At 60.5% G+C, this 14,414-nt stretch carries 12 protein-coding genes; 9 read left to right on the top strand and 3 right to left on the bottom strand.

Translation table 11 applies throughout. The features are described 5' to 3' along the window. Nucleotides 1-631: 631 nt before the first annotated feature. Genes NTD86_RS03880 through NTD86_RS03870 form a run of 3 tightly spaced genes read right to left on the bottom strand, consistent with a single transcriptional unit; the run spans nt 632 to nt 3,131 of the window. Nucleotides 632-1,357 carry a PAS domain-containing protein gene (locus NTD86_RS03880; RefSeq protein ID WP_262200846.1) on the bottom strand — a complete coding sequence of 242 codons (726 nt, stop codon included), beginning with the start codon at nt 1,355-1,357 and terminating at the stop codon, nt 632-634. After that, nucleotides 1,358-2,017, bottom strand: a complete 660-nt coding sequence (locus NTD86_RS03875) for a response regulator (protein WP_262200845.1) — start codon at nt 2,015-2,017, stop codon at nt 1,358-1,360. It abuts the gene before it with no gap. Further along, nucleotides 1,986-3,131 (bottom strand): sensor histidine kinase, encoded by a 1,146-nt coding sequence (locus NTD86_RS03870; RefSeq protein ID WP_262200844.1) that lies wholly within the window; start codon nt 3,129-3,131, stop codon nt 1,986-1,988. Before NTD86_RS03870 ends, NTD86_RS03875 begins: the two co-directional genes overlap by 32 nt. A gap of 203 nt (nt 3,132-3,334) precedes the next feature. On the opposite strand from NTD86_RS03870, the gene NTD86_RS03865 reads away from it, so the two are divergent. The 9 genes from NTD86_RS03865 to NTD86_RS03825 all read left to right on the top strand — a co-directional run bounded on the left by NTD86_RS03865 (nt 3,335) and on the right by NTD86_RS03825 (nt 14,376). Further along, a complete protein-coding gene (locus NTD86_RS03865) occupies nt 3,335-3,847 on the top strand; it encodes a dimethylamine monooxygenase subunit DmmA family protein (protein WP_262200843.1) in 513 nt (170 codons plus the stop codon). A gap of 11 nt (nt 3,848-3,858) precedes the next feature. Further along, nucleotides 3,859-4,785: a PDR/VanB family oxidoreductase gene (locus NTD86_RS03860; RefSeq protein ID WP_262200847.1), complete on the top strand. Its 927-nt coding sequence runs from the start codon at nt 3,859-3,861 to the stop codon at nt 4,783-4,785. 12 nt (nt 4,786-4,797) lie between these two features. Beyond that, entirely contained in the window at nt 4,798-5,814 is a 1,017-nt protein-coding gene (locus NTD86_RS03855) for a heme-dependent oxidative N-demethylase family protein (protein WP_262200842.1), read from the top strand. Nucleotides 5,815-5,865: 51 nt separating this feature from the next. Next, nucleotides 5,866-6,996 carry an aminomethyltransferase family protein gene (locus NTD86_RS03850; protein WP_262200841.1) on the top strand — a complete coding sequence of 377 codons (1,131 nt, stop codon included), beginning with the start codon at nt 5,866-5,868 and terminating at the stop codon, nt 6,994-6,996. 31 nt (nt 6,997-7,027) lie between these two features. Beyond that, nucleotides 7,028-7,894: a formyltetrahydrofolate deformylase gene (gene purU / locus NTD86_RS03845; RefSeq protein ID WP_262200840.1), complete on the top strand. Its 867-nt coding sequence runs from the start codon at nt 7,028-7,030 to the stop codon at nt 7,892-7,894. Between the two features lie 26 nt (nt 7,895-7,920). Beyond that, nucleotides 7,921-9,288: an NAD(P)-binding domain-containing protein gene (locus NTD86_RS03840; protein WP_262200839.1), complete on the top strand. Its 1,368-nt coding sequence runs from the start codon at nt 7,921-7,923 to the stop codon at nt 9,286-9,288. A gap of 15 nt (nt 9,289-9,303) precedes the next feature. Next, nucleotides 9,304-11,646: a DUF1989 domain-containing protein gene (locus tag NTD86_RS03835; protein ID WP_262200838.1), complete on the top strand. Its 2,343-nt coding sequence runs from the start codon at nt 9,304-9,306 to the stop codon at nt 11,644-11,646. Between the two features lie 64 nt (nt 11,647-11,710). Next, entirely contained in the window at nt 11,711-13,393 is a 1,683-nt protein-coding gene (locus NTD86_RS03830) for an APC family permease (RefSeq protein ID WP_262200837.1), read from the top strand. A 74-nt stretch (nt 13,394-13,467) separates the two neighbouring features. After that, complete coding sequence (locus NTD86_RS03825; RefSeq protein WP_262200836.1) at nt 13,468-14,376, top strand: bifunctional 5,10-methylenetetrahydrofolate dehydrogenase/5,10-methenyltetrahydrofolate cyclohydrolase; 909 nt, start codon at nt 13,468-13,470, stop codon at nt 14,374-14,376. The last annotated feature ends 38 nt before the right edge of the window (nt 14,377-14,414 follow it).

Below are 14,414 nucleotides of genomic sequence, written 5' to 3'. Positions count from 1 at the left end.
GCGTCCTGCCGGGTTACCCACTACACAAAACCTGCGCTCGGCCAGCAGGGTTTAATGGGGCCTTCAACATCAAGATCACAAGCCAGATCACAAGCACAAGCCAGATCAAGAGCCGAGCAACCTGCTAGCCGAGCTGCCGCAGGCTGCGATCTTTTGATCTGGCCGTTGCTGTTGCTGTTGCTGTTGCTTTGGCTTTTGATCTGTCCGCCCCTTCGGGAGGCCGAGTGGAGGTTCTGCGTAGTGGGTGTCCCGGCATGGATGCCGGGAGAGCCGCGATGGGCCATGGATGGCCCGTGGCGGCGTGCCCACGGAGCGGGGCCGGAGTGAGGGAACCTGAGCGCAGCGAAGGCCGTACGCTGTGGGCGAGGCCTTTTTGGGTACTTTTGTGGCTGTTTGACAAAAGTGCCTCGCCGTAAGGGCGAAACCCGTAGGTCGCCGTTGCGCATTCAATGGATATGTACATCGACCCAATAATGGATATGTACACCGCCCCAATAATGGATATGTACACCCACCCAATAAAAACGCTTCGCGCCAGATCACAACCTATGTCAGCGACGACCAATCACACTGGTTGAAAATCGGTTCAAGCACATAAGTACCGGCTTCTAGCTGACAAGGCCGCTAATACCTAATTACCACGTTCAAAAATCGCGCCTTCAATACCCAGCACCTCCCGGGTATCGGCATAGATACCCACCCCCTTTTCCCAGACTTTCTTGATCACTCCGTCCGCGCAGCGGATGCGATAGCTCAACTCGAACGGTTCATGACGCGACAGCGCGTACTGCACTTCGCGCCAGACATAATCGGCATCCACTTCCAGAATCAAGCTGTTGTAAGTGAACTCATGGTTGTCCACCAACCGCTCCGGCGGGTAGCCGGTCAGGCGCAAACACCCGGCGCTGACAAATTCCATGGTCCAGTCACGGTTATTGCGCCCGCGATAGATCAACCCCGGCATGCTGTCGAGCAAACTCTCACTGCTGCGCTGGCTGGCCTGCAGGGCAATTTCCCGGCGTTTGTGGGCCGTCACGTCTACCGCCACCAAATAAAAACCTTCTTCCCCGCGCTTAAGGCTTACATCCAGCCAACGCAATTCTCCCGAAGGGTGCACAAAGCGAAGCCGCTGGCTGAAGGTGGTATCCGGCCTGCGCTGGAGTTCAAGCAGGGCCTGACGCCATAACGAGCGATCTTCATGGTGCACGTAGTCCATCAGGTTGCACTGCGCACTCGGCATGTCCATCAATTCAACCCACGCCAGATTGAAATGAACGATGTGTCCGTTATCCCGCAATTGCAGCAACGCAGCTGCAAAGCAGTCCATGCCTCCCCATCGATCAACTCGCTCCATCATCTAATGACGCTCCTCGGGCCGATTGGACGCACCGCTGTGTACCCACGCCGCCAATTCCAGACGTGAATGCAGGCTGAGCTTTTGCAACAGGTTCTTCACGTAGATCTTGACCGTGCCGTCACTGATCCCGAGTTTTCGCCCGATCTGTTTATTGCTCATGCCCGCCGCAATCAACGCCAGGGTCTGCCCTTCGCGCTCGGTCAAATGACCGGTGTCCGGCGGTTCGCAAGCGCTCACTGTCTCGTTTTGATCCGCCAGCAAGGCAATCAAGGTCGAGTCCAGGACGATGGCGCCTTTATTGCAATTGCGCATGTAGGCCAGGAGTGCATCCGGCTCGGTTTCCTTGAGCACATAACCACTGGCGCCCAAGCGCAAGGCCGCCAGTAGCTCGCCGCGATCCATGGACGCTGTCAGCACCACAATCTGACAATCGAGGCGCAGTTGCTGCAATTCATCAAGTACTTGCAAGCCGCTCAGACCGGGCATGTGCAAATCCAGCAAGACTTGTTGTGGCGCCAGTTTGACTGCCATGTTGATGCCTTCACGACCGCTGGAGGCCTGCCCAACCACTTCAAAGTCGTCACTGGCATTGAACAACTGGGCCAGCCCCTTACGAAACAACGGATGATCATCGATCAACAGTAAGGTGGTGCTCTGCATCGAAACTCCCCTCTGGTCCTTCTGGATGACCGACCACCACAAGGTGCACGCGCACCCCGTGCGGGCGGATGGCGTCAATGCTCAAGCGCGCTCCAATGCTGGCTGCGCGCTCGCGGATGATTGCCAGTCCGAAATGATTTTCTTCTCCAGACGCCGGGCTCAGGCCGATGCCATCGTCTTCGACCGAGACCCATACCTCGCCGCCCGGATGCTGCCGCAGTTCAATGCGCACATGCCGGGCGTGGGAATGGCGCACCGCATTGGCCAAGGCCTCGCGGATGATTTGCAGCACCTGTAATTCGGTTTCCGGACTCAAGGCATCGTCTGCCAGGCGATTGTCCAGTTCAAAGACAATGATGCAGCGTCGCGAAAACTCCGCCACCGAGTCCGCCAACGCCTGGCGCAATGAGCGTCCGTTCATGGTCAGTCGCGCGCTGGTGATCAACTCGCGCACCTGGCGCTGTAGCTGGCTCAAGCCCGTGCGCAGTTCGTCTAATACCACGCCCGCCTGCTCCGGCGTGTTGGTCTGCGAGTGCAGCACGCGCGCCTGAAACGACAGATACCCCAACTGCTGGGCCACTGAATCGTGCAGCTCACGGGCCAACGCTCCGTGCTGCGCGGTGGCCTGCTTGCGCTGTTGCTCGCGGCAGTAGCCACGAACGCGCAAGGTAAAGCCGACGCCCAGGGCAACTTCGCTCAATAACCGGCGCCAGCTGCCACCGGCTGGGCGCGGGGTGTCGAGCAACAGCCAGCCCGAAGGCGACTCGGTATCCACCGGCGTAGCACATATCAACCGATACACCCCACGCTGGCGACAGGGCCCGCAAGGTTGTGCCGAATCGGTTGCGTGAGACTGTGCCAAGGGGCAACGCGCGACATCATGGCAACGCCTGATCGAACCACAACGGGACGTTTCCAGCCCTTCATCGTTAAGCATCAGATTGAGCGTGCTGACGGGCAACAGTGCTTCAAAACGATCCAGAAAATCGATCAAGGCACTGTCCGTGTGCAATTGGATCAATGGCAATTCCATCAGCAGCTTGCGCACGTTGCTGGCCTGTTCGGGGCGGATACGCCCCAACCAGAGCGGCCACCATGGCGATCGTGTTTGCACTCTCCATAACTCCCTGTGTACCTGCACAAAGACGAGCAACTTCCGTGCCCCTGACACCCGCCAGGCCTGGCATATCTCTAAAGAGGTAGCCCTTTGGCCAGATTGAGAAGATTTTCCTGCTGAGAAATTATCTTCCCCATCAGGAAACAAAAAACCGCCACTTTCGCCCAGTTTGCACAGGCGAATCAGCCAGGACAGCCACCATGACGGATACCCTCAATGCCGCCCCTGAGCACCGCCCCAGCCTGCCGCGCTATCGCACGGCGCTGCCTCGCGCCAATGCCCGCCAGCACATCGTGGTCATGCAATGCGCCGCAGCCTGCGCCCCTTTTGTCGGCGAGCTTGATCAACCGCAGGTCTTGAACGGTGAAAACCCGGATTTTGCCCGACGCCTGGAAAAGCTTCTAAGCAGCGCCACCGTTGGCAGCCAGTTGTACCTGATGGGCGATGAAGCATTCATGTGGCGCATACACGGCCAGGCACGCAACGCCGGGCTGGAAGAGCAAGAAATCAACCTCGCTCCACCGCTTGCGGGCCCACGCCAGGTGTATTGCGTGCATTGCGGGCTGATCCAGGCCGCTTGCGACACCGCACAACTGACGTGCATCGGTTGCGAGGTCGACCTGGAAATCCGTGAACACTTCTCCCACCGCCTGGGCGCGTATATCGGCGTGTGCCGCAACCCGGACCAGCCCTACGCAGGAGCGCAGTCATGAGCAATACAGCCATGAACGCGCCGCTCAAGGTACAGGTCAGCGGTGCCAGAATGCTCACTGATGCGGTACGCGAATTCACCTTTACGCCCTGCTCGGGCCACTTGCCCGGTTTCTCTGCCGGCAGCCATGTGCAAGTCCATTTGCCGCTGGCCGGGGGCACATTGCGCAATGCCTATTCACTGACCAGCGACCCGGCCGACAACCGCCACTACCGGATTGCCGTGCGCCTGCAAGAGCACTCTCGCGGCGGCTCACGTTTCTTGCACCGCGAGGTACAAGTCGGAGACACCCTGCAGCTCTCGCCACCGGCCAACCTGTTCGCCCTGCACTCAACCGCGCACGTGCACATTCTGATCGCGGGTGGCATAGGCATCACGCCTTTCATGGCCTACATCGCAGCCCTTGAGCGACAAAACGCCCAATTCGAACTGCATTACGTCTATCGCCAGGGCCAAAGCGATGCCTATGTCGAAGAGCTGCAACAGCGGCTCGGCAACCGTTTGCATTGCTACGCCAGCCGCCCGGACCTGAGCCAGATCCTGCGCGACAGGCCCTTGGGCAGCCACGTCTACAGCTGCGGCCCACAACCGTTGCTGGAGGCTGTCCGTCAGCAGGCTCAAGCGCTGGGTTGGCCCGAGCAACGCGTGCACTGGGAGGCATTCAGTGCCGCTCAGCCCGGTAAGCCTTTTGAGGTGAACCTGCTGCACAGCAACCAGCGCTTGCAGGTCGGTGCCGAGCAAAGCCTGCTTGAAGCCCTGGAGACGGCCGGGCTAAACGTTCCCAACCTGTGCCGTGGCGGTGTGTGTGGCCAGTGCAAGGTGCGCCATACCGGCGGCGAGGTTGAACACCGCGACAGTTTTCTGAGCACCGCCGAACAAGCCGAATTCTTAATGCCGTGCGTCTCGCGCGCCCACTCTTGCGTCTCGCTGGATCTCTAGGAGCAGTCGACCATGAATCCCCTATCAAGCCCCGTGCTCAGCTACCGCGATGACTTCACCTTTCGCAACAGCCCGGCCGCCATCCGGCGCTTCCCCTTTCCGTTTACCGAAGACAGTTACCTGTACTCGGTGAATATCGAGCCCGCGACCTCGCGAGACCCTGGATCGGTCTACCAATACACGTTCGACATCGACGAACACTACCGCTCCGAAATGGCCGAACGTGCGCTGGTACTGGACAAGGACCCGCGCCGCTACCTGGTGCTGCCGCACATGCAAGAAGCTGCCTGGGACGCCCTGCAACTGCTGATGGAAAACCTCGCCGCCGATTACCCGCGGTGGTTCATCCTGGACCGTGACGGCGAACGCTGGCATTGGCGCAACCTGTTGCTGGACATCGATCAGCACTTTGTTTTCGGTGACCCCAGCAGTTTGCCGTGCGAGCCGCTGGAGTTTATCGGGCGTCAGGTGCAAGGCGACTTTGCCCTGCTCGATCAGCGCGACAACGATTTGTTCATGGACGCCGGCATCGTCACCAGTCCGGCTGACTGGTCGCTGGCCTTTGACGCCGGCATGAGCTTCAAGCAATGGCATTCGCCGGTGCCGATGGCCCATCAAATGGGCGTCTTCGACCGCGCCCTGAAATACCTGCTCAACCTGCAAACAGGCCAACCGGTGCGGCGCCTGAACTGGACGCTGACCATCAAACCGCGCCTGGACTCATCCCCCGAGACCTATCACGAGTGGGGCGCCGACCGCGGCCGCATCACGCCAGAGAACGTCGGGCAGGAGATGCACCTGCGCGTCGAACTGCAAGTGATGCTGCGCCTGCCCCGCAGCAACGCGGTGATGTTCAGCATTCGCACCTACCTCATCAGCCTCCAGGAACTGGTGACGCAACCCGGCTGGGGTTGCCGTCTGCACCGGGTACTACGCGACCTGCCCGACCCCATCGCCGAGTACAAGGGCATGACCCGCTACCGCCAGACCCTGGTCGAGTGGCTGTCGCAGTTCGACCCGAACCGTTGATTTCAACCTGCTTGAACCCTGACCACCTTCCTCCAGACAAGGATTTTTCACATGGCACATTCATGGCGTATTTCTGCACTCGCCGAGCGTCACCGCGCACTGGGCTCCGCGCTCGAAGACTGGAACGGCATGGGCACCGCCTGGACCTATGACAGTCAATTGGCCGATCACCACGAGGCGATCCGCACCCGCGCAGGTTTGATGGACGTATCGGGCCTGAAAAAAATCCATTACGTCGGCCCCCATGCCGAGAGCCTGCTGCAATGGGCTACCACCCGTGATATCGCCAAGCTCTACCCCGGCAAGTCGGTCTACGCCTCGATGCTCGACGAAGAAGGCAAGTTCGTCGATGACTGCATCGTGTACCGCACCGGGCCGAACGCATTCATGGTGGTCCATGGCGCAGGCACCGGCTATGAAATGCTGGTGCGCTCGGCCCAGGGTCGGCAAGTGGCAGTGCTGTTCGATGACGACCTGCACGACCTGTCGTTGCAAGGACCGCTGGCGGTGGATTTTCTCGCCGAACATGTGCCGGGCATTCGCCAGCTACCGTACTTTCACCACCTGCAAACCCGCCTGTTCGACCGCCCGGTGATGATCTCGCGGACCGGCTACACCGGCGAACGCGGCTACGAAATCTTCTGTAAGGCCGCCGATGCCCCGGCGATCTGGGACGCGATTCTGGAGCAAGGCGCTGGCATGGGCATCATCCCGTGTGCCTTCACCGCGCTCGACTGGTTGCGGGTCGAAAGCGCGCTGATGTTCTTCCCCTATGACAACTCGCAGATGTACCCCTTCGCCGACCAAAAGGCCGGCGACACGCTATGGGAAATGGGCCTGGACTTCACCGTATCCCCCGACAAACGCGAATTTCGCGGTGCCGAAGAACATTTTCGTCTGCGCGGCAAAGAGCGTTTCAAAATTTCCGGTGTGCTGCTGGAAGGCGAACGTGCCGCCGAGGCGGGCGACACCCTGTGGCAAGGCGAGCAACAGGTCGGCGTCATCACCTGCGCCATGTATTCACGCCTGACCCAACGTTCCATGGCCATTGCCCGCCTGAGCGTTGCAGCCGCCATCCCAGGCACACCTTTGCAAGTGCGCGGCAGCCTGAACGCCAGCGCCGCCAGCCACACCCTGCCCTTCGACGATCCGCAAAAAACCAAGCGCACGGCCAAAGGCTGACCCACCCCACTCGTCAAAATCGGAGCCTTCGATGGACACTTCGACCGAACATTACATTCTCAAGATCAACTGCCCGGCGACCTCCGGCATCGTGGCCGCGATCAGCGACTGCCTGGCACGCCAACAGTGCTACATCAGTGAACTGGCGCAATTTGACGACGAGTTCACCGGGCAGTTTTTCATGCGTGCGGTCTTTCGCTTCAACAACGGCGTAACCGGCGATATCGACACGTTACGTGCTGGGCTGGGGAGCCTGGCCGCGGGCTTTGACATGCAGTGGCAACTGTTTTGCTCCAGCCAGCCAACCCGTGTGCTGCTGATGGTGAGCAAGTTCGACCATTGCCTGACCGACCTGCTGTACCGCCACCGCAAGGGCGAGTTGGACATGCAGATCACCGCCGTGGTCTCCAATCACCTGGATCTGCGCGGCATGGCCGAACGAGAAGGCATTCGTTTCATCTATTTGCCGATCAATAAAGACACCAAGGCTCGCCAGGAAGCCGAGCTGATGCGCATCGTCGAAGAGACCGGAACCGACCTGGTGGTACTCGCGCGCTATATGCAGATTCTGTCCGACAGCCTGTGCCAGCAACTGTCGGGCCGGGCGATCAACATCCATCACTCGTTCTTGCCCGGCTTCAAAGGCGCCAAGCCCTATCACCAGGCGTATGACCGCGGCGTCAAGCTGATCGGCGCCACCGCCCACTACGTCACCAGCGACCTCGACGAAGGGCCGATCATCGAGCAAGAGGTTCAGCGCGTTGATCACACCCACTTGCCCGACTCACTGGTCGCCATCGGCCGCGACACCGAAACCGTGGCCCTTTCCAAAGCGCTGAAATACCACCTGGAACACCGGGTGTTCATTAACCAGGACAAGACAGTGATCTTTCGCTGATCCCTCCTTTTACCCGAGGCACGATCATGACCTTACGCGTGGCAATCATCGGTGCCGGCCCTTGCGGCATGGCGCAACTGCGGGCCTTCCAGTCAGCACGGGACAAGGGCGCCGACATCCCGGAGCTGGTGTGTTACGAGAAACAGCACGATTGGGGCGGCATGTGGAACTACACCTGGCGCACCGGGCTGGATGAACACGGCGAACCGGTGCACGGCAGCATGTACCGCTATCTATGGTCGAACGGGCCGAAAGAATGCCTTGAGTTCGCTGACTACACCTTTGAGGAGCATTTTGGTCGCCCCATTGCGTCGTACCCGCCGCGTGAAGTGCTCTGGGATTACATCAAGGGTCGGGTCGAAAAGGCCGGTGTGCGTGATTACATCCGCTTCAACAATGTGGTGCGTCAAGTGACCTTCGATGAGGCCAGCCAGCGTTTCACCGTGCAGGCCCACGACTACAACAGCGACACCTTGACCAGCGAGCAATTCGACTACGTGATCAACGCGTGCGGGCATTTTTCTACGCCCAGTGTTCCGTATTTCGAAGGTTTTGAGCAGTTTGGCGGGCGCATCCTGCATGCCCATGATTTTCGCGACGCGCTGGAATTCAAGGGCAAGGACCTGCTGATTGTCGGCAGCAGCTACTCGGCCGAAGACATCGGCTCGCAATGCTACAAATATGGCGCCCGCAGCATTACCAGCTGCTACCGCACCGCCCCTATGGGCTATGCCTGGCCAGACAATTGGGAAGAAAAACCGCAACTGCAACGCCTGGAAAACAACCGCGCCTGGTTTGCCGATGGCAGTAGCAAACACATCGACGCAGTGATTCTGTGCACGGGTTACAAACATCACTTCCCGTTCCTCCCGGACGAGCTGAACCTCAAGACCGACAACCGGTTGTGGCCGATGAACCTCTACAAAGGTGTGTTCTGGGAACCCAACCCTCGCCTGATCTACCTGGGCATGCAGGATCAGTGGTACTCGTTCAACATGTTCGACGCCCAGGCCTGGTACGCCCGCGACGTGATTCTGGGGCGAATTCAATTGCCTGACCACGCGCAGATGATCGCTGACAGCCAAGCCTGGCATGCCCGCGAACAAACCCTGGAAACCAATCAGCAAATGTTCGAATTCCAGGGCGCCTACATCCAGCATCTGGTCGACGCCACCGACTACCCGAGTTTCGACATTGCGGCGGTCAATGAAACCTTCCTTCACTGGAAGCACGACAAAGCCGAAAACATCATGGGCTATCGCGACAAGTCGTACCGCTCGTTGATGACCGGCACCCAGTCGCCGCCTCATCACACACCGTGGCTACTGGCGCTGGACGATTCCATGGCAGCGTACTTGGGTCAACCGCCCACCCCTATCAAGTCGGTCGGTTGACCCGGGAGCCCGTTGATGAATGCACCGCGCATTTCCCGTCCCCGCGAGCCCGGGCTGTTTGCCCGGGCGCCAAACCTGGAACGCTATCGGGTGGCGGCAGGCGGCCTGACCCTGATCGCCTTGCAACCCGGCGACACCCTGCAAGTGATCGACCTTGAAGGCCAGCAGCCATGTGAGCTGCTGTCCTTGAACAACCTGGGCGCCAGTGCATTAAGCGATTGGGGGCTGACCCCGTCGGTGGCCAACACGTACCTGCGCACCCGCCTGGGTGAACCAGGGGTGCAAGCGCGGCGTATCACTCAGGCGCTGGAAAAACGCGGAATCGCGGCAGTTCATTTGCCGCATCCAGCCCTGCTCTGGAACGGCGATACCCCGGCCGGGCACCAGCAATCGCTGGTAGCCGAAGCTGAACGGCTGGTGATCCTCGCCGCGCCCGCAGAACCGACCGCGGTCGATCGCCAATACCGCCCCGGCGAACTGCGGGTGCGGGTCACACGGGCCGATCCTTCGCCCCTGTGGCTGCCCGCGTTGCCTGAGCCGCTGGGAGAACTGGTGGATGAGTTCACCCTGCGCCCTGGCACCGCCCACAGTTACACCGTCACCAAGGGCCAATATGTGCAAGTCCTGGATGTGGCTGGCCGGCAATGCTCTGACTTTGTCGCGCTGGATCGCCGGGCGCTGGATCTCGGACTGGAGCTGGACCTCGACCAGACCGTTACCCGCACCTTGAATGGCAGCGCTTATCCGGCGCCGGGGTTGTTTTCGAAGTTTTTCGACCGCCAGATGCAACCGATGCTCGAAGTGGTGCAAGACACCGTTGGCCGCCACGACTCCTTTGCTCTGGCCTGCGCTGCGCGCTATTACGAAACCCACGGCTATTTTGGGCACGACAACTGCAGCGACAACCTCAGCCGTGTGCTCGCGCCGTATGGCGTGCAGGCGCGCACGGGCTGGCCGGCGATCAACTTTTTCTTCAACACCGGGATCGACGCCCATCAGCAAATGACGCTCGACGAGCCCTGGTCGCGCCCCGGCGATTACGTGCTGCTGCGGGCCATGACCGATCTGGTGTGTGGCAGCACCTCGTGCCCGGACGATATCGATCCGGCGAATGGCTGGAATCCTACGGACATCCATGTCCGCATTTATAGCGAAAAGGAGCGTTTTTCCATCGCCATGAGCACTCGACCAACGGCGGATGCCGACCCGATCCTGACCCGCGAAACCGCGTTCCACGCGCGAACCCGTGCCCTGACCAGCAGTTTTGTCGACTACCGCAACTGGTGGTTGCCCCTGCGCTATGACGGCTACGGCGCCATCGAGGAGTACCTCGGCTGCCGCGAGCGGGTGGCCGTGATGGACCTGACCGCCCTGCGCAAATTCGAGATCCTCGGGCCGGATGCCGAAGCCTTGCTGCAGTACTGTCTGACCCGCGACGTGCGGCGTCTGGCAATCGGCCAAGTGGTGTATTCGGCCATGTGCCACGAGCACGGCGGCATGCTCGACGACGGCACCCTGCTGCGCCTGGGCCAGGACAACTTCCGCTGGATCTGCGGCGAAGACTACGCCGGCATCTGGTTGCGCGAACAAGCACTGAAATTGGGTATGAAGGTCTGGATCAAGTCCGCCAGCGAGCAGATTCACAACCTCGCCGTGCAGGGGCCGCGCAGCCGGGAGTTGCTGAGTCAGATGGTGTGGACCCCGCCGGGCCAGCCCACCCTCGAGACTCTGGGCTGGTTCCGCTTTCTGGTCGGCCGGCTGGACGGCTACGACGGCTGCCCGCTGATGATTTCACGCACCGGCTACACCGGCGAACTGGGCTATGAAGTCTGGTGCCAACCCGAAGATGCCGAGCGAGTCTGGGATCGAATCTGGGCATTGGGCCAACCCTTGGGCATCGTGCCCCTGGGCCTTGAGGCACTGGACATGCTGCGCATCGAAGCCGGTCTGATCTTTGCCGGTTATGAGTTCAGCGACCAGACCGATCCCTTTGAAGCCGGTATCGGCTTTTCTGTGCCGCTCAAAAGCAAAACCGATGAATTTATCGGCCGCGATGCCCTGCTGCGCCGCAGTGCCCACCCGACACACAAGCTGGTGGGCCTGCAACTGAGCGGCAACGAAGGCGCACACCACGGCGACCCGGTCTACCGTGGCCGCGCCCAGGTCGGCGTGATCACCAGCGCCTGCCGCTCGCCGCTGCTGGGCAGCAACATCGCCTTGTGCCGGGTCGATGTGGCGTGCAGCGAGGCCGGTACGGAGCTGGAAGTTGGAAAAGTCGATGGCCTGCAGAAGCGCATAAGCGCCACGGTCAGCGCAGCGATCTTCTATGACCCGGACAAAAGCCGGGTACGTAGCTGATCGACAGAAGTCACCCCACTTTGACTGCCCCACTACTACGCAACTCAGACATGGGAATAAAAAGATGGAAGCGACTACGTTGGAGACCGTACCGCAGTCCGCCCGTTCAGTGGGCAACCTGCAGCGCAAGATCAATTGGCGAGGGGCTTTTTGGGTCGCCAGCGGGGTACCGGCGCTGGTGTTGTTCACCATCGGCGCGATTGCTGCCACGGTAGGCAAACCCGCCTGGATTGTGTGGATCGTGTCGATCCTCTTCGGTTTTATCCAGGCCTTCACCTATGCCGAAATTGCCGGGCTGTTTCCGCACAAGTCCGGCGGCGCCTCGGTATATGGCGCGGTGGCCTGGGTTCGCTACAGCAAACTGATCGCCCCGGTGTCGGTCTGGTGCAACTGGCTGGCGTGGTCGCCGGTGCTGTCAATCGGATCGGGCCTGGCCGCAGGTTACATCCTCACGGCGCTGTTCCCGGCCGATGCGCTGATCAACACCTGGCAACTGACCTTGCTGGATCTGGGCTGGGTCAAAAGCGGGCTGTCGTTGCGTATCAATGCCACCTTCGCCATCGGTCTGGTGATACTGCTCACGGTGTTTGCCGTGCAACACGGCGGTATCCTGCGCTCGGCACGTCTGACCCTGGTATTGGGCATGACCTCGCTGGTTCCGCTGTTATTGGTGGGTGTGGTTCCGCTGTTTACCGGAGACACCCTGCAAGCCAACTTCTTCCCGCTGTACCCGCTGGCCCACGATGCAGCCGGGCAAGTGATCGACGGGACATGGGACATGTCTGGCTGGACGCTGATGGCCGGCGGGCTGTTCATGGCCGCCTGGTCGACCTACGGCTTTGAAACGGCAGTGTGCTACACCCGCGAATTCAAGGACCCGAAACGTGACACCTTCAAGGCGATTTTCTACGCGGGCGTGCTGTGTATTTTTGTCTTCACTCTGGTGCCACTGGCATTTCAGGGCAGCCTGGGGCTGGGGCAACTGGTAACACCCGCCGTGCTCGATGCCGACGGCACCGTTGTCACCCCCGCGGTCTACAGCGGCCTGCTCTCGCCCGCCATCTACAGCGGCATGGGCGTCGGTCAGGTGCTGGCCGACAGTATCGGTGGCGGCAAGCTGGTGGCAAACATCGTGCTGATCATGCTGGTGCTCGCGACGTTGCTGGCCATCATGACCTCCATGTCAGGCTCCTCGCGCACGCTGTACCAGGCATCGGTAGACGGCTGGCTACCCAAATACCTGGGCCGCACTAATGAGCATGGTGCACCGACGGCGGCGATGTGGACCGACCTGGGTTTCAACCTTTTACTGTTATTGATGTCCGACTACGTGTTCGTGCTGGCGGCGTCCAACGTCAGCTACATCATCTTTAACTTCCTCAATTTGAACGCTGGCTGGATTCATCGCATGGACCGCCCTGACTGGTCCCGCCCGTACAAGGCACCGACCGTTTTGCTGGCAACCGGTGGCGTACTGAGCTTCGTCAACCTGGCCTGCATGGGCCTGGGCGCCGACATTTGGGGCGCGGGCACACTCATGACCGGGCTGCTGCTGGCATTGATCATCCTGCCGGTTTTCTGCTTCCGCCATTACGTACAAGACAAAGGGCGCTTCCCCGAAGCGATGCTCAATGACCTGTACATCGAGGCCAATTCAGGCCAGAAACGTGCAGGCGTGCTGCCCTACATTACCTTGATCGCGGGCGTGCTCGTGGTGTACGGCTGCCATCAACTGGCGGTCATCTGACTTCTGCTCCCGGAGTATCGAGGCGTGACCTCAATGCTCCGGTCACTTTAGACCTCAAGATAACGGTGATTCGATTGAACCCTTCAGCCCAGACACGCGCCCGCATCATTGACGGCAAAGCCCTGTCGGCGCAGGTCCTCGACGAAGTCCGCGAAGACGTCCGCGCCCTCGCGGCACAACAGATTTACCCGGCCCTTGCAGTCCTGCTGATCGGCCAGGACCCGGCCAGTGAAGTCTACGTGCGCAACAAACTGCTGCGTGCCAAAGACGTCGGCATCCGCTCACTGGAGCACCGCCTGCCCGACAGCGTCAGCCAGCAGCAGGTGCTGCAATTGATCGAGCGCCTTAACGCCGACCCGAGCGTGAACGGCATCCTGGTGCAACTGCCGTTGCCTGCGCACATCAATCCACAGGCGGTGATCCAGGCCATTGCACCCATCAAGGACGTGGACGGGTTTCACCGTGAAAACGTCGGCGGGCTGGTACAAGGCGACGAAGTCCTCACGCCCTGCACGCCCAGCGGCTGCATGCGCCTGTTGCACGAAACCCTCGGTGACCTGAGCGGCCTGCACGCTGTGGTGGTGGGACGTTCCAACATCGTCGGCAAACCCATGGCAAGCATGCTGTTACAGGCCAATTGCAGCGTCAGCGTAGTGCACTCGCGCAGCGTGGATGCTCCGGCGCTGTGTCGTCTGGGAGATATCGTGGTGGCGGCTGTGGGCAAACCAAAGATGATCGATGCCAGTTGGCTCAAACCGGGCGCGGTGGTGATTGATGTGGGCATCAACCGAATCGACACCGACAGCGGCCCCCGACTGGTGGGCGATGTGGATTTTGAGAGCGCCAATTGCGTTGCTGGCGCCATCACTCCGGTGCCGGGCGGTGTTGGGCCGATGACCATTGCTTATCTGCTGAAAAACACGTTGATTGCCAGTGAACGCCAGCGGGCAGAACGGCCGATCAGCTACCCGGTTGTGGGCTGAAAACCCGGCGCCTGTAGCAGTTGCCCGGGCAATGTGCG

This window comes from Pseudomonas sp. 7P_10.2_Bac1, assembly GCF_025465935.1.
Taxonomy (GTDB): Bacteria; Pseudomonadota; Gammaproteobacteria; order Pseudomonadales; family Pseudomonadaceae; genus Aquipseudomonas.
The sequence above is the reverse complement of the archived record's forward strand: the minus strand, read 5'-3'. Positions and strand labels throughout refer to the sequence as shown.

Bases quoted from the DNA above. Each gene is read 5' to 3' on its own strand.
- NTD86_RS03880 (WP_262200846.1), bottom strand. From the start codon at position 1,357: ATGATGGAGCGAGTTGATCGATGGGGAGGCATGGACTGCTTTGCAGCT.
- NTD86_RS03875 (WP_262200845.1), bottom strand. From the start codon at position 2,017: ATGCAGAGCACCACCTTACTGTTGATCGATGATCATCCGTTGTTTCGT.
- NTD86_RS03865 (WP_262200843.1), top strand. From the start codon at position 3,335: ATGACGGATACCCTCAATGCCGCCCCTGAGCACCGCCCCAGCCTGCCG.
- NTD86_RS03860 (WP_262200847.1), top strand. From the start codon at position 3,859: ATGAACGCGCCGCTCAAGGTACAGGTCAGCGGTGCCAGAATGCTCACT.
- NTD86_RS03855 (WP_262200842.1), top strand. From the start codon at position 4,798: ATGAATCCCCTATCAAGCCCCGTGCTCAGCTACCGCGATGACTTCACC.
- NTD86_RS03850 (WP_262200841.1), top strand. From the start codon at position 5,866: ATGGCACATTCATGGCGTATTTCTGCACTCGCCGAGCGTCACCGCGCA.
- purU (WP_262200840.1), top strand. From the start codon at position 7,028: ATGGACACTTCGACCGAACATTACATTCTCAAGATCAACTGCCCGGCG.
- NTD86_RS03840 (WP_262200839.1), top strand. From the start codon at position 7,921: ATGACCTTACGCGTGGCAATCATCGGTGCCGGCCCTTGCGGCATGGCG.
- NTD86_RS03835 (WP_262200838.1), top strand. From the start codon at position 9,304: ATGAATGCACCGCGCATTTCCCGTCCCCGCGAGCCCGGGCTGTTTGCC.
- NTD86_RS03830 (WP_262200837.1), top strand. From the start codon at position 11,711: ATGGAAGCGACTACGTTGGAGACCGTACCGCAGTCCGCCCGTTCAGTG.